22 protein-coding genes are annotated in these 23,072 nt (G+C 39.4%); 20 read left to right on the forward strand and 2 right to left on the reverse strand.

The window, feature by feature from the left end; all coding sequences use genetic code 11:
- The coding region (rne, locus tag H4J52_RS08925; protein ID WP_182224543.1) for a ribonuclease E at positions 1 to 2,475 on the reverse strand (2,475 nt) is incomplete at its 3' end.
- A gap of 620 nt (positions 2,476 to 3,095) precedes the next feature.
- Between rne and rluC the strand changes: the two genes are divergently transcribed.
- On the forward strand, positions 3,096 to 4,043 hold the full coding sequence (gene rluC, locus H4J52_RS08930) for a 23S rRNA pseudouridine(955/2504/2580) synthase RluC (RefSeq protein WP_182179723.1): 948 nt from the start codon (positions 3,096 to 3,098) through the stop codon (positions 4,041 to 4,043).
- A gap of 126 nt (positions 4,044 to 4,169) precedes the next feature.
- Positions 4,170 to 4,835 (forward strand): HAD-IA family hydrolase, encoded by a 666-nt coding sequence (locus H4J52_RS08935; RefSeq protein ID WP_182179725.1) that lies wholly within the window; start codon positions 4,170 to 4,172, stop codon positions 4,833 to 4,835.
- Between the two features lie 94 nt (positions 4,836 to 4,929).
- Here the strand turns inward: H4J52_RS08935 and H4J52_RS08940 are convergent, their stop codons facing one another.
- On the reverse strand, positions 4,930 to 5,517 hold the full coding sequence (locus H4J52_RS08940; protein WP_182224544.1) for a nucleoside triphosphate pyrophosphatase: 588 nt from the start codon (positions 5,515 to 5,517) through the stop codon (positions 4,930 to 4,932).
- Positions 5,518 to 5,726: 209 nt separating this feature from the next.
- On the opposite strand from H4J52_RS08940, the gene H4J52_RS08945 reads away from it, so the two are divergent.
- From H4J52_RS08945 to acnD, 18 genes are all read left to right on the forward strand, one after another.
- The gene (locus tag H4J52_RS08945) at positions 5,727 to 6,149 is read left to right on the forward strand and encodes a YceD family protein (RefSeq protein ID WP_259367843.1); all 423 of its coding nucleotides are present in this window, start codon (positions 5,727 to 5,729) and stop codon (positions 6,147 to 6,149) included.
- A gap of 46 nt (positions 6,150 to 6,195) precedes the next feature.
- The gene (rpmF, locus tag H4J52_RS08950; protein ID WP_070376498.1) at positions 6,196 to 6,366 is read left to right on the forward strand and encodes a 50S ribosomal protein L32; all 171 of its coding nucleotides are present in this window, start codon (positions 6,196 to 6,198) and stop codon (positions 6,364 to 6,366) included.
- A 40-nt stretch (positions 6,367 to 6,406) separates the two neighbouring features.
- On the forward strand, positions 6,407 to 7,408 hold the full coding sequence (gene plsX / locus H4J52_RS08955; protein ID WP_404851847.1) for a phosphate acyltransferase PlsX: 1,002 nt from the start codon (positions 6,407 to 6,409) through the stop codon (positions 7,406 to 7,408).
- 122 nt (positions 7,409 to 7,530) lie between these two features.
- Positions 7,531 to 8,466, forward strand: coding sequence for an ACP S-malonyltransferase (gene fabD, locus H4J52_RS08960; protein ID WP_182179732.1), 936 nt, complete (start codon positions 7,531 to 7,533; stop codon positions 8,464 to 8,466).
- A gap of 8 nt (positions 8,467 to 8,474) precedes the next feature.
- Entirely contained in the window at positions 8,475 to 9,209 is a 735-nt protein-coding gene (gene fabG, locus H4J52_RS08965; protein ID WP_182179734.1) for a 3-oxoacyl-ACP reductase FabG, read from the forward strand.
- A 160-nt stretch (positions 9,210 to 9,369) separates the two neighbouring features.
- A complete protein-coding gene (acpP, locus tag H4J52_RS08970; protein WP_182179736.1) occupies positions 9,370 to 9,603 on the forward strand; it encodes an acyl carrier protein in 234 nt (77 codons plus the stop codon).
- 168 nt (positions 9,604 to 9,771) lie between these two features.
- A complete protein-coding gene (fabF, locus tag H4J52_RS08975) occupies positions 9,772 to 11,010 on the forward strand; it encodes a beta-ketoacyl-ACP synthase II (RefSeq protein WP_182224554.1) in 1,239 nt (412 codons plus the stop codon).
- Between the two features lie 93 nt (positions 11,011 to 11,103).
- Positions 11,104 to 11,925, forward strand: coding sequence for an aminodeoxychorismate lyase (gene pabC / locus H4J52_RS08980; RefSeq protein WP_259367844.1), 822 nt, complete (start codon positions 11,104 to 11,106; stop codon positions 11,923 to 11,925).
- A gap of 3 nt (positions 11,926 to 11,928) precedes the next feature.
- On the forward strand, positions 11,929 to 12,927 hold the full coding sequence (mltG, locus tag H4J52_RS08985) for an endolytic transglycosylase MltG (RefSeq protein ID WP_182224546.1): 999 nt from the start codon (positions 11,929 to 11,931) through the stop codon (positions 12,925 to 12,927).
- A gap of 21 nt (positions 12,928 to 12,948) precedes the next feature.
- Positions 12,949 to 13,581, forward strand: coding sequence for a dTMP kinase (gene tmk, locus H4J52_RS08990; RefSeq protein ID WP_182179740.1), 633 nt, complete (start codon positions 12,949 to 12,951; stop codon positions 13,579 to 13,581).
- A gap of 25 nt (positions 13,582 to 13,606) precedes the next feature.
- Complete coding sequence (locus H4J52_RS08995) at positions 13,607 to 14,518, forward strand: DNA polymerase III subunit delta' (RefSeq protein ID WP_182179742.1); 912 nt, start codon at positions 13,607 to 13,609, stop codon at positions 14,516 to 14,518.
- Positions 14,519 to 14,556: 38 nt separating this feature from the next.
- On the forward strand, positions 14,557 to 14,883 hold the full coding sequence (locus H4J52_RS09000) for a PilZ domain-containing protein (protein WP_182179744.1): 327 nt from the start codon (positions 14,557 to 14,559) through the stop codon (positions 14,881 to 14,883).
- Positions 14,884 to 14,922: 39 nt separating this feature from the next.
- On the forward strand, positions 14,923 to 15,693 hold the full coding sequence (locus H4J52_RS09005; protein WP_182179746.1) for a TatD family hydrolase: 771 nt from the start codon (positions 14,923 to 14,925) through the stop codon (positions 15,691 to 15,693).
- A gap of 402 nt (positions 15,694 to 16,095) precedes the next feature.
- On the forward strand, positions 16,096 to 17,325 hold the full coding sequence (locus H4J52_RS09010; protein ID WP_182224547.1) for a nucleoside recognition domain-containing protein: 1,230 nt from the start codon (positions 16,096 to 16,098) through the stop codon (positions 17,323 to 17,325).
- 187 nt (positions 17,326 to 17,512) lie between these two features.
- Positions 17,513 to 18,205 carry a GntR family transcriptional regulator gene (locus H4J52_RS09015; RefSeq protein WP_182179750.1) on the forward strand — a complete coding sequence of 231 codons (693 nt, stop codon included), beginning with the start codon at positions 17,513 to 17,515 and terminating at the stop codon, positions 18,203 to 18,205.
- 109 nt (positions 18,206 to 18,314) lie between these two features.
- Positions 18,315 to 19,205 (forward strand): methylisocitrate lyase, encoded by an 891-nt coding sequence (gene prpB, locus H4J52_RS09020; protein ID WP_182224548.1) that lies wholly within the window; start codon positions 18,315 to 18,317, stop codon positions 19,203 to 19,205.
- A 78-nt stretch (positions 19,206 to 19,283) separates the two neighbouring features.
- Complete coding sequence (gene prpC / locus H4J52_RS09025) at positions 19,284 to 20,423, forward strand: 2-methylcitrate synthase (protein WP_182224549.1); 1,140 nt, start codon at positions 19,284 to 19,286, stop codon at positions 20,421 to 20,423.
- A 5-nt stretch (positions 20,424 to 20,428) separates the two neighbouring features.
- Positions 20,429 to 23,053, forward strand: coding sequence for a Fe/S-dependent 2-methylisocitrate dehydratase AcnD (gene acnD / locus H4J52_RS09030; protein ID WP_182179756.1), 2,625 nt, complete (start codon positions 20,429 to 20,431; stop codon positions 23,051 to 23,053).
- Positions 23,054 to 23,072 lie beyond the last annotated feature (19 nt).

The raw sequence follows: 23,072 nt of genomic DNA on the forward strand, positions 1-23,072 counted from the left end.
CTCAACTACCGGCGTTTCAACTACAGGCGTTTCAACCACAGGTGTCTCAACCACAGGCGTTTCAACAACAGGTGTTTCAACTACAGGCGTTTCAGGGTATCTTGATTGAACAGGGTCTTCACTTACTTCTATATTTGAAACAACTGCAGGGTTTTCAGTTGCAGCGTTATCTGAAGATTGGCGACGACGTTGTCCATTAGAACGTAAATGTCTAGGTGAACGACGGTTTCTAGGACGTTGTTCATCAGTTGATTTAGTCTCACTAAGCTCTGGCTGTGTCGTATCAGGTTGAGCAACCACTGTCTCAACTGTTAACGCTTCATCAACTTTAGCAGCTACTTGAGTATTTTCTTCTGCGGCTATTTTGCTTAACGCGGCATTATTAACAACCGTTGAGTTTTCGTCAACAATACGTATTTTCTTCGTATTAGTGCGACGCTGACGGCGTACCGTCGTTTTTTCTTCTTTAGGCTTAATATTACGCTCTACTGACGCTTTACGAGGCTGTTTATTTTGCTTGTTATCTTTATTTTCATTAATGTTGTCTTTATTGTCATTAATGTTAGTTTTTAATTCAGCGCGTTCTTCATTTTGAGCATCATTGCGCTTGTCGTTACGATTTACATTTCTAGTGTCGTTACGATTTTCATTGCGATTATTGTTACGACGTTGTCCTTGACGACTACGCTGAGGACGACGCTCATTACTACTCGTTTCTGGCTTCTTAACTGGCTCAACAACCTCAGGTGCAACTTCTTCAGTAACAAATAGTGCTTTAGCCCATTTCACTAAACCATCAAATAATCCTGCAGATTCTTTTGTAACCGCAGTTGTTGGAGCTATTGGTTTAACGATGGTTGAAGGTGCTGATTGCTTAGGGGAAGACATACCCTGTAATGCAGGCTCGTCGCGTTTAGCGGCTTGCTTGTCAAATTTTGGCATTACTGCTTCTTCAACTGAAGCTTCAGTAATGGTTCTTTCGTAACTGGCTTCTTCAACACTTTCGTCTGTTCTTACTCTAAGTACTTCATATTGCGGTGTGTCCATATGAGGATTAGGAATAATAAGAATATTAACGCTGTGATGTTTTTCAATATGAAATACTGAACGACGTTTCTCATTCAAAAGGTAAGTCGCTACGGGTACAGGAACTTGAGCTTGTACATGTTGCGTATTTTCTTTAATGGCTTCTTCTTCCATTAAACGCAAAATAGACAAAGCTAATGATTCAACACTACGTACGTGCCCTGTACCGTTACAACGAGGACAAACGCCTTGACTGGTTTCACCGATAGAAGGGCGTAAACGTTGACGTGACATTTCTAATAAGCCAAAACGAGAAATACGGCCTAATTGAATGCGAGCTCTGTCTTGTTTTACAGCGTCACGCATACGATTTTCAACTTCACGTTGATGACGCACTGGTGTCATATCAATAAAGTCAATAACGACTAAACCGCCTAAATCACGTAAACGTAATTGACGAGCAACTTCTTCAGCAGCCTCTAAGTTAGTATTGAATGCCGTTTCTTCTATGTCACTACCTTTTGTTGCACGGGCAGAGTTAACATCAATTGATGTCATTGCTTCAGTTGGGTCAATAACGATTGAACCACCTGAAGGAAGTCTTACTTCACGTTGAAAGGCTGATTCAATTTGTGTTTCAATTTGGTAATGGGTAAAGAGAGGGACATCGTTGGTGTAGAGTTTAATTTTACTTAAAAAGTCTGGACGAACCACTTCAATATGTTTTTTTACGCTTTCGAATGTTTTCGGGCGATCAATTAGCACTTCACCGATATCACGACGTAAATAATCACGAATAGCACGTAAAATAACGTTAGTTTCTTGATGAATTAAAAAAGGAGCAGGTTTTGTTTCAGCCGCTTCTGAAATAGCTTTCCAGTGATGTAATAAAACATTTAAATCCCAGTCTAGCTCTTCGTAGTCTTTACCAACACCAGCAGTGCGAACAATTAATCCCATGCCTTTTGGTAAATCTAGTTTGTTTAGAGAGGTCTTTAAGTCAGTACGCTCATCACCTTCAATGCGACGAGAGATACCACCAGCACGAGGATTGTTAGGCATTAATACTAAATAGCTGCCCGCTAAACTAATAAAAGTCGTTAATGCTGCGCCTTTTTGGCCGCGTTCTTCTTTATCAATTTGAACAATAACTTCTTGGCCTTCGCGCAAGACTTCTTTGATATTTGGACGACCCTGGAAGGTATAACCTTTAGGGAAGTATTCGCGTGCGATTTCTTTCATCGGTAGGAAACCATGACGCTCTGCGCCATAGTCAACAAATGCAGCTTCTAGAGAGGGCTCTATACGCGTAATTTTTGCTTTGTAAATATTTGATTTTTTTTGTTGATGACCAGGACTTTCGATATCTAAATCATAAAGTTGTTGACCATCGACAAGTGCTACACGTAACTCTTCCGATTGTGTAGCGTTAATTAACATACGTTTCATAGTTTTAGTGACTCGGTTTAGTCACAACACTATAAGCTTCGAACACAAAGCAATTTATCGCTATGGTAACAGCAAGTTGTCAACCTCTCGGGTGTCATATTACAGCGCCATATTACGCTGTAAGCTGTTATTTAATCTGATTGTACCCTCAGGTGACCTTCACCCAAGAAAAATTGTTTCTTCATGCGCGCAGCAAATCGTGCTGTGCTCGATATTATCAAATTGATATTTGTTGAGCAGTTTGAAGTTCGGCGATTTGGCTTACTATTCGGGTTGTTGCTCGATGGAAACTTATCTAATTTGGTTTATATCATTATAAATACAAAATAGCTTTCGTTGCGCGGGACTAAAATGTTTATGCCGTTTTTTGACTTGTTATTCAGGTCAATACTTGCAACAGGCCGTTCGGTTAATGTGTCGGCGATAATAATTTATCGAGATAACGCACATTAATGTGGCCGCATTTTGCCTCTTACGTTTCGCTAAAAGCTTCTATTTTTAACCTTATTGTCTTAAATAAACAATAACGCTAAGATTATCCCACTTAATTGAGGCAAAAGGCAATTAAATCGCTGAGTTAATTACTCAAAAATGAAAATATATATGTTAAACTGACTTTTATGAATGAAAATACAAAACCCCAAGTTCGATTTTATACAATCGATAGCGAAGACGCTGGTCAAAGAATAGATAACTTTTTATTAAAAACCTTAAAAGGCGTGCCGAAAAGCATGATTTATCGCCTGTTAAGAAAAGGTGAAATTAGGGCTAATAAAAAACGGACTAAACCAGAATACAAAATTCAAGATGAGGATCTGATTCGTGTAGCACCCATTCGTATTTCTGAAAATACCAATGAAGTTTCAACAAAATTAAATGTTGTTGCCAATTTAGAGAAGCAAATATTATTTGAAGATGACCGTTTAATTGTTATTAATAAACCTTCTGGCATGGCAGTACATGGTGGCAGTGGTTTAAGTTTTGGCTTAATTGAAGCTATGCGAGCTCTACGTCCTGACGCAAGAATGCTTGAACTTGTTCATCGACTTGATAGAGATACTTCGGGTTGCTTAGTTATTGCTAAAAAACGTTCAGCTTTACGTCACTTGCATGAGCAGTTACGCAGCAAAACCGTGCAAAAATATTATCATGCACTGGTTAAGGGACAATGGTCGACTAAATTAACGCGTGTCACCGAAGGTTTGAAAAAGAATGATTTGAAATCCGGCGAACGTGTTGTTGTTGTTGATAATATTAATGGTAAAGAAGCTGAAACACGTTTTAAAGTGCTGAAAAACTTTGAAAATGCCACACTGATTCGCGCTTTCCCCGTAACTGGGCGAACGCATCAAATTCGTGTTCATTGCCAAATTAAAGGCCATCCTATAGCGTGTGATTCAAAATATGGCTATGAAAACTTTGATGAAGACATGAGAAAACTTGGTTTAAAACGGTTGTTTTTGCACGCGGCGAGTATTGAGTTTACTCATCCTAACACGGGCGAAAAAATGAAAGTAGAAGCGCCTTTAGAACATTCATTACAAAATTTACTGACAAAGCTTAAGTAATTTTCTCCAGCGTGATGCAGAAACGATTTCAGTATCACGCTTCTCCTTCCTATATTATACCTATGTAAAGCCAAGTACTGATCAGTAAATTAAGTCGATAATAAATTAATTATTAAAAGAGAATGTATGCACCATTATAAATTGGTTATTTTTGATTGGGACGGTACTTTGATGGACTCTGTCGATCGTATTGTTTTCTCAATGCAAGCGAGTGCTATTGCACTAGCACTTGAACCTCCTTGCTATCAGCAAGCTAAACAAATTATCGGTTTAAGTTTACCGAAAGCGATTAAAACTTTATTTCCAAGTTTACATGAAGCACAGATACAACAATTTACAGAACAATATAAGCATCAGTATGTTGAAGTTAATACCACGCCAACGCCTTTGTTTAACTATGCACTTGAATTACTGGTTAATTTAAAAAAAGAAAAAAAATTATTAGCGGTTGCTACAGGTAAAGCGCGGGCAGGTTTACAACGAGTATGGCAAGCGAGTGATACCGAGCACTTCTTCCATGCCTCTCGCTGTGCCGATGAAAGCATTTCAAAACCAGACCCTGATATGATCAACAGTTTGTTAAAAGAATTACATATCCAAAAACATGAAGCCGTGATGATAGGCGATACATCCTTCGACCTTGAAATGGCGCAAAGGGCAGGGGTTGATAGCATAGGTGTGACTTATGGCGTGCATGATGATGAGGTACTGTCAAAGTTCCAGCCAAAAGCTATTGTTGACTCGTTGGCTGAATTACATCAACTCTTGTTAAATACCGCAGTAAAGCTATAAAATAAGTCGGCTTTTGCTATTACCTTTTGATATTCTTATTTATTGACCAAAGGATAATTGTTGGGGCTGTTTTATTTTACTTTTTATTATTGATCTATTGTTCTTCCAAAACATCTAAACCTTGGGCCTTGAGCAAGCTAATAAGTTTAATTAAGGGTAAGCCTATTAGGGTGTTAGGATCGTCACCCTCAAGTTTCTTAAATAAACAAATGCCTAGCCCTTCACTTTTAAAACTTCCAGCACAGTTATAGGGTTGTTCAATATTTAGATAAGCGGTAATTTCTTGTGTTGATAATTTTTTAAAATGTACAGTGAACAATTCAACTAAAGACAGTGACTTTCCTGTTGAACTGTCGAATACACATAAGCCAGTATGAAACTCTACCGCTTTACCACTGAAACTAGCGAGTTGTTTAAAGCCATTTTCAAAATTGTGAGGTTTACCTAATATCTTCCCTTCAGATAAAGCCACTTGATCTGAGCCGATGATCAGTGCATTTGGAAATTCACGAGCAACAGCTTTTGCTTTTTCTATGGCTAAACGTTCAACAAGCTCGATGGCTGTTTCATCAGCTAATGCTGTTTCATCAATATTCGGTTTTGCACACTTGAAGGCTAAATTTAATTTTTCTAAAATAATCTTTCGAAAAGGCGATGTTGAAGCTAAAATTAAGGTTTTCACAGGAATTACTCAAAATATAAACAGTTAAGTAATAATATGTGGGCTTTCTTTAGTTTTTAAACAAAATTTGTTATTTTTCTTTTGACAGAAGAGGGCAAGCACATTAACATGCGCGCCTTATGCAAAATCTTAAACTCCCGATAATGATAAACCCCCGAAAGAGCGCCCAACGTAGGTTGGTGTGTGACGGCTTCTTTGAAGTGTCGGGGATGACTAGATTGCTTGATGTGTGTACTCCATGCAATGAGCATATGCAGGTTAATGTTAAATTTGATGTAGATGATCTAGGCTTGAATGTAATCTCAGGCTCAGGAGTCTTATCAGTAGCATTAATTTGTCAGCGTTGTACTGAATCATTAATTTTTGATTTGGATATAGAGTTTACTCTTAGTCCAGCCAAGAATGATGAAGCCGCTGAAGCATTGCCGTCATATTATGACGCAATAGAATTAGATGAAAATGGTGAAGTTAACCTGCTAGAATTAGTGGAAGAAGAGTTATTACTCGCAATTCCATTAATAGCAAAGCATGAGCCTAGTCAGTGTCAGGCACCAGTTGACAGTGTATGGGGCGAATTGCCTGAAGAGCTAGAAAAACCAAACCCTTTTGATGTATTACAGAAATTTAAATAAACAATTTATTTAATTATTAACGATTAACCGATTTTAGGAGTAGCTAATGGCAGTTCAAAAGAGCAAAAAGTCTCGTTCAAGACGTGGCATGCGCCGTTCACATGACGCAGTAACAACAGAAAATTTATCAGTAGATCCAGTATCTGGTGAAACACACCGTCGCCATCATGTAACAGCTGATGGCTTTTACAAAGGTGTTCAAGTAATCAATAAGTAAGCTGATTGCTTTGAATAGTCTAACCATAGCGTTAGATGTTATGGGGGGCGATAAAGGCCCCCTTATAACAATACCTGCTGCTATTTTAGCAGTTAGAAAAATTCCTGAACTTCATCTCATTCTTTGTGGTGATGCCGATATTATCAACGCTGAATTATCAAAAAAACAGTGTCTTGAACATCCTCAATTATCAATTTTTCCAACCACTCAAGTCGTGGCTATGGACGATAAACCTATTGTTGCACTGCGCAGCAAAAAGAATTCTTCAATGCGTAAAGCACTTGATCTTGTGCATGAGAAAAAAGCGCAAGCGTGTGTAAGTGCGGGTAATACCGGTGCGCTGTTTTCAATGGCTCATTTTGTCTTAAAAACATTAACGGGTGTCGAACGGCCTGCATTAATTTCTTCTCTACCCACTCATGATGAAAATAAACATGTCTTTATGCTCGACTTAGGCGCAAATGTTTTTTGTGACTCTAATATTTTGTATCAGTTTGCGGTTATGGGCTCTGTCATGGCTGAGCAAGTCGATGGTATTAAAGCGCCACGCATCGCATTATTGAATATGGGCGAAGAAGAAATGAAAGGTAGTGACCACATAAAGCTAACCGCTGCGATGCTAGCACAAAATAATGAAATTAATTATATTGGCTTTGTTGAAGGTAATGACATTTTTACGAATAAAGCAGATGTGATTGTTTGTGATGGCTTTGTGGGTAATGTTGCCTTGAAAACCTGTGAAGGTGTTGCTCGCTTAGTCTATCAAAAAATGAATACGGTGTTGTCACGCAACCTTTTTACCCGAATTGTTGGTCGATTATTGTCCTCAACGTTAAAAAAACTCTTCAAACCCCTGAACCCCGACCAGTATAACGGCGCAAGTCTGATAGGATTACGCGGCATTGTAGTCAAGAGTCACGGCGATGCGAGTTCAAAGGCTTTTTATATGGCTATATTAGAAGCGATAAAAGAAGTTGAACGCCAAGTACCGGATCGAATTAAAGACAAGCTTGAAAATGGTTTTGCTTGTGGTCGTAAATAAGTTATGAGTATTTATCTAAGGTAAAATGTATTTAAAAAATTGTTTTTTTTCAACAAGAAAACAATTCATTAAGTATCATTGATGCATACTTAATTAAAAACCAATAAACATTAGGTAATAAAATGCAAAATAATTTAGCGTTTGTTTTTCCCGGCCAAGGTTCTCAAACCGTTGGTATGTTAGCTGATTTTGCTGACAATGAAGTTGTACAAAATACGTTTTCAGAAGCTTCAGCTGCTTTAGGTTATAACCTTTGGCAATTAATTGCTGAAGGTCCTGTTGAAAAATTAAACCAAACAAACTTCACACAACCCGCTCTATTAACAGCCAGTGTCGCATTATGGCGTTTATGGGCATCTCAGTCTGATTGTAAGCCTGCAATGTTAGCAGGTCATAGTTTAGGTGAGTATTCAGCGTTAGTTTGTGCCGGTGTTATTTCTTTAACGGAAGGTGTTAAGCTAGTAGAAAAACGTGGCGAATTCATGCAAGCCTCGGTGCCTGAAGGTGTTGGCGCTATGGCTGCTATTATTGGTCTTGATGATCAAGCGATTATCGATGCCTGTGAAAAAGCACAAGGTGATGATGTCGTTGCGGCGGTAAATTTTAATTCACCCGGGCAAGTCGTTATTGCGGGGCATAAAGATGCTGTAGAGCGCGCTGGAGTGTTATGTAAAGAAGCGGGCGCAAAACGTGTATTACCTTTACCTGTGAGCGTTCCGTCGCATTGTGCATTAATGAAAGATGCCGCGGATAAGCTTGCTGAAGAATTTAGCCAAATTACCTTTAATACGCCACTGATCCCTATGGTAAATAATGTTGACGTAGTGGCAGAAACTGATGTTGCTGCGATTAAATTAGCCTTAATTAAACAATTATATAGTCCGGTACGTTGGACAGAAACGATTGAAAAACTAGCAAGTAATGGTATTTCATTGGTTGTAGAAGCTGGCCCAGGCAAAGTATTACAAGGGTTAATTAAGCGTATCGATAAATCAATTATCAGTGTTTCAGTTAATGATCAAGTATCATTGACTAAAGCATTAGAAACAATTAAATAGGATAAAATATGTTTTCTTTAGAAGGAAAAGTCGCCTTAGTGACTGGCGCAAGTCGTGGTATAGGCAAAGCGATTGCTACGCAACTTAAAGCCTTGGGAGCAACGGTTTTAGGTACAGCAACATCAGCACACGGCGCTGAAAAAATTAGCGAATATTTAGGTGAAGGGCATGGTTTAGTGCTTAATGTCACCGACAATGATTCAATTGCAGCATTGTTCGCTTCTATTAAAGAAAACCATGGTGGCATTGATATTTTAGTCAATAATGCTGGTATTACGCGCGATAATTTATTTATGCGAATGAAAGATGATGAATGGCAAGATATTATTGATACCAATCTTTCATCCGTGTTTAAAATCAGTAAAGCGGTTATTCGCGGTATGATGAAAAAACGCAATGGTCGCATTATTAATATTGGCTCAGTAGTAGGGACGATGGGTAATGCAGGGCAAGTAAATTATGCAACAGCCAAAGCAGGACTGATTGGTTTTACAAAATCATTGGCACGCGAGGTTGCATCTCGTGGCATAACTGTTAATACTGTATCGCCGGGGTTTATCGATACAGATATGACACAAACATTAACTGATGAGCAAAAAGAAGGTATTTTTTCTCAAGTTCCTGCCAATCGCTTAGGTAAACCTGAAGAAATTGCAAACGCAGTTGCTTTTCTAGCTTCTGATGGCGCAGCATATATTACCGGTGAAACATTGCATGTAAACGGCGGTATGTATATGGTTTAATTTGTTTGCTGAGTTTTAACAAGGCAATAAATTGAACAATTTTAGAGCAGTCAACAGGTTAGACCAGACGAAAATTAAAATTAGAAGCTTGCAAGCTAGGCTGTTGACGAATAAACTACACACAATTATGAAAAATTATATTTTCTAGAAAGGAAAAAAAATGAGTACTATTGAAGAACGCGTAAGAAAAATTACTATTGAACAATTAGGTGTAAGTGAAGAAGAAGTTAAAATTAGCTCTTCTTTTGTTGACGACCTAGGTGCTGACTCTTTAGACACTGTTGAATTAGTAATGGCGTTAGAAGAAGAATTTGATACTGAAATTCCAGACGAAGAAGCTGAAAAAATCACTACTGTTCAAGCAGCTGTTGATTACGTAACTGCTAACCAATAATTACAACGTAATTATTGGCTTTCAAGTAAAGCTTTTTAAATGAGAATTTAAAGTACATATTCAGGCGGTTTTTACCGCCTGTTTTTTTATCTACGATTTCAGTTTGTTACTTTCTCTAAATGAGAATGTAATGACTTCCTATCCCTTATAAACTCTTAGCGGAGGCACATAGCCATGAGACGCGTTGTTGTTACCGGTCTTGGTATGTTAAGCCCTTTGGGCAATTGTCCTAAATCTACTTGGCAAAATTTATTGCTGGGTAAAAGTGGTATTAGTAACATTGAACATTTTGATACGTCTGCATACACGACCAAGTTTGCCGGTTTAATCAAAAACTTTAATGCAGAAGACTATATTGCACGAAAAGATGCTAAAAAAATGGATCTTTTTATTCAATACGGTGTTGCTGCAGGTGCACAGGCTTTCAAAGACTCTGGTCTTGAAGTTAATGATGTAAACACCCATAGAATTGGCGTTGCTGTTGGCGCGGGTATTGGCGGTCTAGGGCTTATTGAAGAAAACGTCGAAAAAATGTTAAATGCGGGGCCTCGCAAGTTGTCACCATTTTTTGTGCCCTCAACCATCATTAATATGATTTCTGGTCATTTATCTATGATGCATAGTTTAAGAGGCCCTAATATTTCTATAGCTACCGCTTGTACGAGTGGGGTTCATAATATTGGACATGCGGCCCGTATGATAGCCTATGGCGATGCTGACGCTATGTTAGCGGGTGGGGCTGAAAAGGCATCAACACGTACCGGTATTGGTGGCTTTGGCGCTGCACGTGCATTATCAACACGAAATGATGCACCAGAGCAAGCTTCGCGCCCATGGGACAAAGACCGTGATGGTTTTGTACTTGGCGATGGTGCCGGTGTTCTAGTGCTTGAAGAGTATGAACATGCAAAAGCTCGTGGCGCAAAAATTTACTCAGAGCTTGTTGGCTTTGGAATGAGTGCTGATGCTTATCATATGACATCACCACCAGCGAATGGTGAAGGTGGCGCGCGTGCGATGATTAACGCGATTAATGATGCTAAAGTTGATATAAGTAACATTGGTTATATTAATGCCCACGGCACATCAACACCAGCAGGTGATATTGCTGAGACAAATGCGGTAAAATCGGTGTTTGGCGACCATGCTTATAAAGTGATGATGGGTTCCACAAAGTCAATGACAGGTCATTTGTTGGGTGCTGCAGGTGCGGTTGAAACTATTTTTACTGTGCAAGCCTTGATGAATAATATGGTACCACCGACAATAAACTTAGATAACCCAAGCGAAGGCTGTGATTTAGATTACATTGCTCATACGGCACGTGATGTGAATTTAGAATATGCCTTATGTAACTCCTTTGGTTTTGGCGGTACGAACGGTTCATTAATCTTTAAAAAAGTTTAAGCGTCATAACCGATAGATATCATCAACTAAACCTTGCAGTTAATTGTTTAAGCCTGAATACTAGTCATCAGTATTCAGGCTTTTCTATTTCTAATGAAACCCAATATGTATTATCAAAGTATTAATGGCCAAGCAGAACAACACTTATCAATCAATAACCGTGGGTTAGCTTATGGCGACGGCGTGTTTACCACTGCGAAAGTGGTTAACGGCCATGTCGCGTTATTATCGGCCCATATCGAACGATTAACACGAAGTTGCGAAACACTCAATATTCCCTTGCCAGACATGGATGACGTTACTTGTGAATTAATTGCTGTAGCCCAGCGTTACGCTTTGTCGGTGGCGAAAATCATTATAACGATGGGGGATGGCGGACGAGGTTATTCTCGACAAGGTTGCTTAACAAGTAACGTTATTATCACCTTCCATGATTTCCCTAAACATTATGCCGATATGCAACAACAGGGTATTCACTTAGGTGTATCTTCATTGAAGTTAGGTGTAAACCCATTACTCTCAGGGATAAAACACCTAAATCGACTTGAGCAAGTGCTTATTCGCCAAGAAGTTGATAACCGAGAGGAGGATGATCTATTAGTACTGAATTACTTTGATGATATTATTGAAGCGAGTGCGGCAAATGTTTTTTGGCTAAAGGATAATTGTTGGTATACGCCACAATTAAATGAATCAGGTGTTGAGGGGCTAATGCGTAATCATATTTTACAGTGTTGTAATAATGATCGTAAAATAATGGTCGTCAAAGAAAAGCTTTTAGGGCTTAAATATATTGACGCAATGTTCATTTGTAACAGTGTTATGGGGATTATGCCGATTAGACAATTTCAAAATCAACCATTAGCACTAATACCATGCCATGAGATGATTAAATTTATACAGGATGTTAAGTAGAGCATGAAAAAATTTAAGATATTATTATCCGTTTCATTTATAGCGCTGCTCATATTAAGTGCTTCATTGGTTGCTTATACCTTCTATCAGATTAAACAACCACTTAATATTTCAACCACTCAATTATTAACGATTAAAGAGGGCACCTCGTTTAGTCGGTTTTCTCAGCAATTGATCAATGAAGGCTGGCTTGCAAGTCGTTTTTGGGTACGTAATTATGTTCGGCTAAAACCTGAGTATGCCAATATAAAAGCGGGTACTTATCAAGTTAATAAGGGTAGCTCTATCGAGCGTTTATTAGTGCAATTAGTTGTAGGTAAAGAGTATCAATTTAGCGTCACTTTTATTGAAGGAACAACCTTTAAACAATGGCTAATACAGCTAAGTGAAATGGATAACCTAGTGCAGACCCTGCAGCAAAGTTCGGTGGCTGATATTGTTAGCGAACTCAATATTGAGCAAACAAACCCAGAAGGGCTTTTTTACCCTGAAACATATGCTTTTACTGCAGGTACAACAGATATAGAATTATTAAAACGTGCCCAACAAAAAATGACAGTTGAACTAAATTTAGCTTGGGGAAGTCGTGCACATCCTTTGCCTTATGAAAATAAGTATCAAGCGTTGATTATGGCGTCAATTATTGAAAAGGAAAGTGGTGAAAATGCAGAACATGGCATCATTTCATCGGTGTTTATTAACCGTTTAAATAAAAAAATGCGTTTGCAAACCGACCCAACGGTTATTTATGGTTTAGGTGAACGTTATCATGGAGACATCAAATATCGTCACTTGCGCGAGAAAACACCGTATAATACTTACCGAATTAATGGCTTGCCGCCAACACCTATTGCTATGCCAGGTAAAAGTGCATTACATGCCGCGTTAAACCCATTAGCAACTGATTATTTTTATTTTGTCAGTAATGGGAACGGGCAGCATATCTTTTCTACTAACTTAAAAGATCATAATGCAGCAGTAGCAAAATATCAGTTAAAATAAAAACTTAAAAAGAAGTGAAAAATGAATAAAGGTCAATTTATTGTCATCGAAGGTATTGAAGGTGCAGGAAAATCTTCAGCTATTTCGGTGGTAAAAAAAATATTAGCTGAGCACGGGATTGATTTTATTACTACCCGAGAGCCAGGAGGAACCCCTTTAGCCGAATCGTTGCGTAACATTGTAAAATCTGCCGATCACGATGAAGTATTAACACAAGAAACTGAGTTATTACTGATGTACGCTAGCCGAAGCCAACTACTCGCCAATAGAATTCTTCCGGCGTTAGAAAAAGGTCAATGGGTTATTGGCGATCGCCATGATTTAAGCTCGAGAGCTTATCAAGGTGGTGGTCGAGAATTTAACGATGAACTTATGGATACTATCGCTCAAGTTACCTTAAAAGGTTTCAAGCCGCAGTTAACACTCTATTTAGATATATCCCCTGAGTTAGGTTTAGCAAGAGCACAAGCACGCGGTGCGTTAGATCGTATCGAGCTAGAAAAAATAGAGTTTTTTCATCGAGTGCGCAATAAATACCTTGAAATTGCTTTAGCAGATGAGACAATTAAAATTATTGATGCGAGTGCTCCTATGCCTGTCGTGCATAATAATATTCGCTTGACAGTTAACGCTTTTTTGAAAAATCATCAATAGCCATAACCGCTTTTAGGAAACACTAATGCACAGTTGGTTAGATCAGCAGCAGCTTTTATTATCAAAGCAAATAGCGCAAATAAAACTGCCTCATGCCATTTTAATTAATGGTGTTGAAGGGGCAGGTAAAAGTGATCTTTCTCAATGGCTCATTCAGGTTTTGTCATGCGCAAACCCTGTAAATAATCAACAAGTGCTATTACCCTGTAAAATATGTAAATCGTGCTTACTGCATAAAAGTCATACTTATCCTGATCATTTACTGATTGAAAGTGAAGGAAAAAGCATCGGTGTTGATCAAGTTCGACAAGCGAGTCGTTTTTTTGAAAAAAAAGCGCAAATAGGTCACTGTAAAACAACCTTAATTACCGCAGCGCATCAAATGACGGTATCAGCGGCAAATGCCTTATTGAAAACGCTCGAAGAACCCAATGCGGATAATTTTATTGTATTGCTGACCTCTGAACTTGAAACGTTATTACCAACCATTATTAGTCGCTGTTATGTTATAGATATCAGGCCGCCTGTAGGCGAGAAATTATTAGCAGAACTTAAGCAGTCAGGTACTGACCCATTTGTTAATTTGAGCCATTTAAAAGAGCTCTCTGACACTTTTGTTAAGGACCAATACCAACATTTTGAAAGTTGTTTCTTTACTTTTTTGCAAAATAAACCCATAAATCGTAGCGAAATATTGAGTTTACTGGCTGAAAATACTAACAGTGTACGCTGGTTAGAAAAAGTGATGGTTAAATTGATGCGTCAACAATATGCCTGGCTAAAAACCGAAATATTACTGAGTGAACAGGTAATATGGTCGATATATCAATTAGTGTTGTCTGCCGTTAAACAACTCAAGTTACTCATGCAAGCTAATAAGCAGTTTGTCTTTGAAAAGCTCCTCGTCGATATAACAGCGGTTATCGATGAGAAATAAGCTAAAAGTCTCGCGATATTAATTTTTGAGGAATAACTATGCACCAATTTAGCTTAGAGTTTTTATCTGACAGAGAGTTGTACCAATACTATATGCCTTTTGTAAAAAATGGTGGGTTATTTGTTCGAACCCCCGAACATTATAGTTTAGGCGATGATATTAAACTAGAAGTGACCTTACCTGACGCCTTAGAAGCATCAATTGTTATCGGTAAAGTTTGCTGGTTAACCCCTATAGGTGCCCAAAATGGTACACCAGCAGGCATAGGGGTAAGTTTTGATGAAGATAAGGATAATGTGTGTAACCAAATAGAGCAGTTGATAGGGCGCTTACTCAGCTCTTCAGAACCTACCTTATCGATGTAAATACGTTGTAGTTAACTAAAAATTATAGGAGAAAATTGTTTGTTTATAGATTCACATTGCCACTTAGATAGGCTCGATTTAACTGAATTTGATGGTAACCTAGATAATGTCCTCGCGGCAGCGGCAGCAGCTAAAGTTAGCGAAATTTTATGTGTTAGCGTTACATTAGCTGAATTTCCTAGCATGGTAGAAAAAACCGCTAAATACGATAATGTTTGGTTGTCGTGTGGTGCTCATCCATTAAATCAAGATGATTTAATTGACCAAGAAGAGCTTGCTCGTTTGTCGCAAACAGACAACGTTATCGCGATTGGTGAAACCGGTTTAGACTATTTTTATGCCCCTGAAACGAAAGCGGTGCAACTTGATTCTTTTCGCAAGCATGTTCGCGTTGCTAACCAATTAAATAAACCCTTGATTATTCATACGCGGGATGCACAACAGGATACCTTGGATATGCTTCGTGAAGAAAATGCAGAGAATGTTGGCGGAATTTTACACTGTTTTACTGAATCTTGGGACATGGCTAAACAAGCGATTGATCTTGGCTTTTATATTTCATTTTCTGGCATTGTTACCTTTAAAAACGCCAGTGAATTACGTGAAGTTGCCAAACAAGTACCCGATGACCGATTTTTAATTGAAACAGATGCGCCTTATTTAGCGCCTGTTCCGCATCGAGGTAAACAAAATCAACCCGCTTATGTTGTTGATGTTGCTAAATTTTTAGCTAGTGTTCGAGGGCAATCAATTGAAGAAATAGCGGCGCTTTCAACCGCAAACTTTAAACGCCTTTTCAAATTAGATTAACACCTATACCACACGCAAAAAAGTGCCCGAAACTATTACTAGTTCGGGCTCAAGGGAATGGCTCATATGGAAGTGAGCCTTGCGCTAATAAACTTTATTTGCAGTAATAAAATGCAGTAAAATAAAAATGAAACGTTGCGAGCAATTGATTAATATTTAAACTGTAAAATCAATTGTAGTGTAATCTTTTTTAAAAGCTAATTTAATTTCGATTAATTGTCAGTTATTAATAATTAAGTTATAAAATTATTTTTTGAATTGCTTTTTATTTTTGTGGTTGAATTTTGTATACCTGCTGTGCACTTGTTCTTCACACCTTCTCCACAAGCGCTTTTGCCTGTAATAACGACTCGTTTTATGTCATGATAATTTCATTACCTCGTGACTAATAAGATTATATTTGTGCTAAATCGTTTATGGATCAGTTTCTTTTTTATTGCTTTTGGCTCAGCGATTTATCAATGGCTATTTCTTGACAATCTTTTAATCTTTGAACAACTCGTGCAGGCAATTTTTTCAATGTCAAAAGTGACTGTCGATATTGCCATAGGCTTAATTGGTATTTTAAGTTTTTGGCTAGGGATGATGAAAATAGCTGAAAACGCGGGTTTGATGGACAAACTTGCGCGCGCTATTTCTCCGTTATTTACTCGCTTAATGCCAGAAGTGCCTAAAGGCCACCCGGCTGTTGCTTCTATGACGATGAATTTATCGGCTAACTTTTTGGGGTTAGACAACGCAGCAACACCGCTTGGTTTAAAAGCCATGCAAGATCTTCAGCAATTAAACCCAAAGAAAGATACCGCGACAAATGCGCAAATACTGTTTCTTGTTTTAAATACCTCATCGGTAACACTTTTTCCCGTTGCTGTTTTTGTTTATCGTGCTCAGCAGGGAGCTGCTAGCCCTACCGATGTTTTTGTCCCTATTATACTGGCAACGTTTGCTTCAACCTTTGCTGGTTTATTAGCAGTGGCAAGTGTTCAAAAAATTAAGCTGTATAACTCAATTGTTTTACTTTATTTGTCTGCTGCCATTGCCTTAGTAGGTGGTTTAGTGGTTTATTTTTCGATGCTCACCTCGCAGGCCCTTGCTGAACAATCGTCATTTTTGGGTAACTTTTTAATTTTTTCGACTTTAATTCTATTTATTTGGGCAGCGGTGCGTAAAAAGGTCGATGTTTACGACAGTTTTATAGAAGGTGCTAAAGAAGGCTTTGAAACAAGCATTAAACTGATCCCCTATTTACTGGCGATGCTAGTGGCTATTGGGGTGTTTCGTGCCAGTGGTGCTTTGACACTAATTGTCGACAGCTTTAGGCAGTTAGTGATGTTTCTAGGTTTTGATACCCGCTTTGTTGATGCGATGCCAACGGCGTTAATGCAACCGTTAAGTGGCTCTGGTGCGAGAGCGATGATGATTGAAACCATGAAAACCCACGGTGCCGATTCTTTTGCTGGCCGTTTAGCGTCGATTTTTCAAGGGTCAACAGAAACCACCTTTTACGTCTTGGCTGTTTATTTTGGCTCAGTGGGTATTCGATATAGTCGACATGCTATCGCCTGTGGCCTATTTGCTGACTTAGCAGGGATCACCGCAGCAATAGCGGTTTGCTACTGGTTTTTTGGTTAAACCCCTCAGCGCCTACACCTAATTTAACGATTGAATTGTCGACAATTATACTTTGGTCTACTTGACTTTTACTCTGTGTGCTTTATTATAATTTCTAAAATCAGTAAATGTCGACAATTGTATTGCTAAAACACTTTTGGTGTTAAGACAGTTATACGGTTAAGGCAATTATGGCGTTAGGACACTTATGGCATTAGACAATCCAACCTTACAAAAACCAGTGACTACTGCGGATAAAGTTTTTGATGCAATACTTCACGCTATCGTTGACGGAAAAATAGCGGCAGGCAGTAAAATTAGTGAGCCAGGTTTAGCTAAGCAGTATGAAATTAGTCGTTCAACCCTGCGTGAAGCCCTCAATCGTTTAGAAAAATGTCATTTAATTGAACGTAAAGCCAATGTTGGCTCTAGAGTTGTCGATTGCACTATTGAAGGCTTATTAGAAATATATGTTGTGCGCGAAGCACTTGAAGGTATGGCTTGTCGAGAAGCCGCAATCAACATGAGCGACGATGAAATAGCCGAAATGCAAGATATGCTTGCTCAACATGCCAACTCACAAGCCCTTATCGATGGTATCTCTTACTATCAAGAAGAGGGCGACTTAGACTTTCACTATAAAGTTATTTTAGGTAGTCACAACCAGCAACTGATTAATATTCTCTGCGGACAGCTTTATCATTTAGTGCGTATGTACCGTATTCAATTTGGTATGCACAGCCCACGCGCAACTCGTGCTTTTCAAGAGCATTCAAATATTATTCAAGCGATTTGTGACCGAGATGGTGAACTTGCTGAAATTTTGATGAGGCGTCATATTGCCGCATCAAGAAAAAATATTGAAAAGAAAATAGCGCTGCAAAACAGCACTGCAGCTTAACGACAGTACGGATAAATAAATATTAATAATGTGAATTATTATTTGATGACTATTGTTTAATAACAAATATTTAACGACTATTATTCAACGACAACTAAGAGGAAACCCGATGTCTACGCAACTTTCACCTGGCGCAAAATTCCGCCAAGCATTAGTAAACAACAAACCTTTACAAGTAGTGGGTACTATCAACGCTTATTGCGCGATGATGGCAGAGCAATTAGGTCACCAAGCGATTTACCTTTCTGGTGGCGGTGTTGCCAATGCTTCGTATGGTTTACCCGATTTAGGTATGACCTCTTTAAATGATGTTATTGCTGACGTTCAACGTATTACTTCTGCTTCAAGTTTACCTTTGTTGGTTGATATAGATACCGGTTGGGGGGGGGCGTTTAACATCGCTAAAACTATTCGCGATATGGAAAAAGCAGGTGCAGCGGCGGTTCATCTTGAAGACCAAGTGGCGCAGAAGCGTTGTGGACATCGTCCGAATAAAGAAATTGTTTCAACCCAAGAAATGGTTGACCGTATTAAAGCTGCTGTTGATGCGCGCATTAATAAAGACTTCTTTATCATGGCTCGCACTGATGCTTTTGCACAAGAAGGCTTAGCAGCTGCACTTGAAAGGGCTAAAGCTTATGTTGCAGCAGGTGCCGATGGTATTTTCGCCGAAGCGGTTAAAACAGAAGAACATTATCGCGCCTTTACTGAAGCGTTAGATGTGCCAGTACTTGCTAACATTACTGAGTTTGGCCAAACCGAATTGTGGAACAAGGAGCAATTAGGTGAGTGGGGTTGTGCAATGGTACTTTACCCATTATCAGCATTTCGTGCGATGAATAAAGCGGCTGAGTCGGTTTACAAAACCTTACTCGCTGATGGCGACCAAAAAGCTGAAATCGACAATATGCAAACGCGTATGGATTTATACGATTACTTGGGTTACCACGACTATGAGCAAAAGCTTGATGCTTTGTTCACCGAAGGCAAAAATAAGTAACAGATATTATAATAAAATAAAATAAAGTTAGTAGCGATACAAGCAGCTAACCCAATAAAAGAATATGAGGAAAATAGTATGTCAGATGTAAAAGTAGCAGATAAAAAAATTGGTGGCGCAGGCTTACGTGGTCAAAGTGCGGGTGAAACTTCGCTTTGTACTGTTGGTGAGTCAGGCTCAGGTTTAACCTATTGTGGTTATGATATTGCTGACTTAGCTGAAAACAGCACCTTCGAAGAAGTCGCATATTTACTCTTTCATGGCGAACTCCCTAATGAAAAAGAGCTCGCCACTTATAAAACTGAGTTGTTTGCCATGCGCGACTTACCGCAAGCATTAAAAGCGGTATTAAAACTGATTCCAAAAGAAACTCATCCAATGGATGTTATGCGCACCGGTTGTTCATTTTTAGGTAATTTAGAGCCAGAAAATGATTTTAGCGAGCAAAATCAAGCCGCCAATCGGTTATTAGCCGCATTTCCTGCCATCATGTGTTACTGGTATAAATTCTCCCATGACGGCGTAGAAATTGACTGTACTTCAACCGAAGACTCTTTAGGTGGACATTTCTTGCGCTTACTCAATAGTGAAAGCCCATCAGCACAGCATCAACGTGTTATGGATGTATCATTAATTTTATATGCAGAACATGAGTTTAATGCTTCAACCTTCACGGCGCGTGTATGTGCTTCAACTTTGTCTGATATGTTTTCATGTGTTACCGGCGCTATTGGCACTTTACGTGGTCCACTTCATGGTGGTGCTAACGAAGCCGCAATGGATATGATTGAATCATTTTCATCGCCAAGCGACGCTAAAGAAAAAATGGCGGGAATGCTTGAACGTAAAGAAAAAATCATGGGCTTTGGTCACGCAATTTACCGTACTTCAGACCCACGTAATGTCATTATTAAAGCATGGTCTGAAAAGTTAGCGAACGAGAATGGTGATACGTCACTTTACGATATTTCAGTAGCTTGTGAAGAATTCATGTGGGATACCAAAAAATTATTCTGTAACGCTGATTTCTTCCATGCTTCAACGTACAGCTACATGGGTATTCCCACTAAATTGTTTACCCCTATTTTTGTCTGTTCACGCGTAACAGGTTGGTCTGCTCACATTATGGAGCAACGTTCAAACAACCGTATTATTCGTCCAAGTGCTGACTACAAAGGCGCTAAGCCGAGAACGGTTCCACCTATCAGCGAAAGGTAATGACTATGAATTATGAACATCGCAAACCGTTGCCCGGTTATAAAATTGGCGGCATCAATATAGATTATTTTGATACTCGAGGGGCGGTTGAAGCAATAAGCGCCGGTAGTTACGCAAAACTACCTTATACCTCACGGGTATTAGCTGAACAATTGGTACGCCGTTGTTCACCTGAAACTTTAACAGATTCGCTTAAGCAATTAATTGAGCGTAAGCAAGATCTTGATTTTCCATGGTATCCGGCACGTGTTGTTTGTCATGATATCTTAGGTCAAACGGCTTTGGTTGATTTAGCGGGCCTGCGTGATGCGATTGCTGAGCAAGGTGGTGATCCTTCAAAAGTAAACCCGGTTGTGCCAACGCAATTAATTGTTGATCATTCTGTTGCTGTTGAACATGCTGGTTTTGAAAGTGATGCGTTTGAAAAAAATCGTGCCATTGAAGACCGCCGCAACGAAGACCGTTTCCATTTTATTGAATGGACCAAAACAGCGTTTAAAAATGTTGATGTTATTCCTGCGGGTAATGGCATTATGCACCAAATCAATTTGGAAAAAATGTCACCGGTTATTCAACTGCGTGACGGTGTTGCTTTTCCTGATACTTGTGTTGGCACCGACAGCCATACCCCGCATATCGATTGCTTGGGTGTTATAGCTATTGGTGTCGGTGGTTTAGAAGCAGAAACCGTCATGTTAGGTCGCCCGTCGATGATGCGCTTACCTGATATTATTGGCGTAAAACTGGTAGGTAAACGCCAACCGGGTATTACGGCTACTGATTTGGTTTTAGCCATTACTGAATTTTTGCGTAATCAAAAAGTGGTATCAAGTTACTTAGAATTCTTTGGTGAAGGCACCAAAGGCTTAACTATAGGCGACCGCGCTACTATTTCGAACATGACACCTGAATATGGCGCTTCAGCAGGAATGTTTTATATTGATCAACAAACCATTGATTATTTAAAACTGACCGGCCGTGAGCCAGAGCAAGTTGAACTGGTAGAAACCTATGCTAAACATACCGGTTTATGGGCTGATGACTTAGCTGACGTTGAATATGACCGCGTTATCGAGTTTGATTTATCATCAGTTGGTCGTAATATGGCTGGCCCGTCTAATCCGCACAGTCGTTTACCGACCAGCGAATTGTCGTCAAAAGGCATAGCGAAAGACCTTGATGCCTGTAAAGCACAAGAAAAAGCCGGAGAGATGCCAGATGGTGCGGTTATTATTGCCGCTATAACCAGTTGTACTAATACCTCGAACCCTCGCAACGTTGTGGCGGCAGGCTTAGTGGCTAAACGCGCTAACGAGCTTGGCTTATTGCGCAAACCTTGGGTTAAATCATCTTTTGCACCAGGTTCAAAAGTCGCAAAACTTTATTTAGAAGAAGCCGGCTTATTATCTGAAATGGAAAAAATGGGTTTTGGTATTGTCGGTTACGCTTGTACAACTTGTAACGGCATGTCGGGCGCGTTAGATCCAAAAATTCAACAAGAAATTATCGACCGTGATCTTTATTCAACGGCGGTTTTATCGGGTAATCGTAACTTTGACGGACGTATTCATCCGTATGCTAAACAAGCCTTTTTAGCTTCACCACCATTAGTAGTTGCTTATGCTATTGCCGGTACGATGCGTTTCGATATTGAAAAAGATGTACTCGGACAAGACCAACAAGGTAATGATATTACCTTAAAAGATATTTGGCCAACTGACGAAGCCATCGATGCGATAGTTGCCAGCTGTGTTAAGCCAGAGCAGTTCAAGAAAATTTATACGCCGATGTTTGATTTAGGCGCTTTTGAACCGGCTGAATCTCCGCTTTACGATTGGCGAGAAATGAGCACTTACATTCGTCGTCCACCTTATTGGGAAGGCGCCTTAGCAGGTGAACGTACCATGAAAGGTATGCGTCCGTTAGCAGTTTTAGGTGACAACATCACCACAGATCATTTATCACCCTCAAATGCTATTCAACTCGATAGTGCTGCAGGAGCTTATTTAGATAAAATGGGCTTACCCGAAGTAGACTTTAACTCTTATGCAACGCATCGCGGCGATCATTTAACCGCGCAACGGGCAACTTTTGCTAACCCTAAATTGTTCAATGAAATGTGTCGTGATGACAACGGTGACATTAAACAAGGTTCACTGGCGCGTATAGAACCAGAGGGTACTGAGTCACGTATGTGGGAAGCAATTGAAACCTACATGGAGCGTAAACAACCGTTAATTATCATTGCTGGCGCTGACTATGGTCAAGGTTCATCACGTGATTGGGCGGCTAAAGGTGTTCGTTTAGCCGGCGTTGAAGTGATCGTTGCCGAAGGTTTTGAGCGTATTCACCGCACTAACTTAGTGGGCATGGGTGTTTTACCCTTGCAATTTGTTAATAACGAAACACGTCATACCTACAATATTGATGGTACCGAAACGTTTGATGTTGCAGGTAACGGTGAAATGTCGCCGGGCGCTGAAATGAACGTATTAATGACCCGTACCAACGGCGAATTATTAACGATACCGGTAAAGTGTCGTTTAGATACCGGCGAAGAAGTGTCAGTTTACAATGCGGGTGGCGTATTACAAAAGTTTGCGAATGACTTTTTGGCGTCTAATGCATAAACGTTTATTTTTAATGATA

This window comes from Colwellia sp. MB02u-14 (assembly GCF_014076915.1).
In the GTDB taxonomy this organism is placed as follows: domain Bacteria; phylum Pseudomonadota; class Gammaproteobacteria; order Enterobacterales; family Alteromonadaceae; genus Colwellia_A.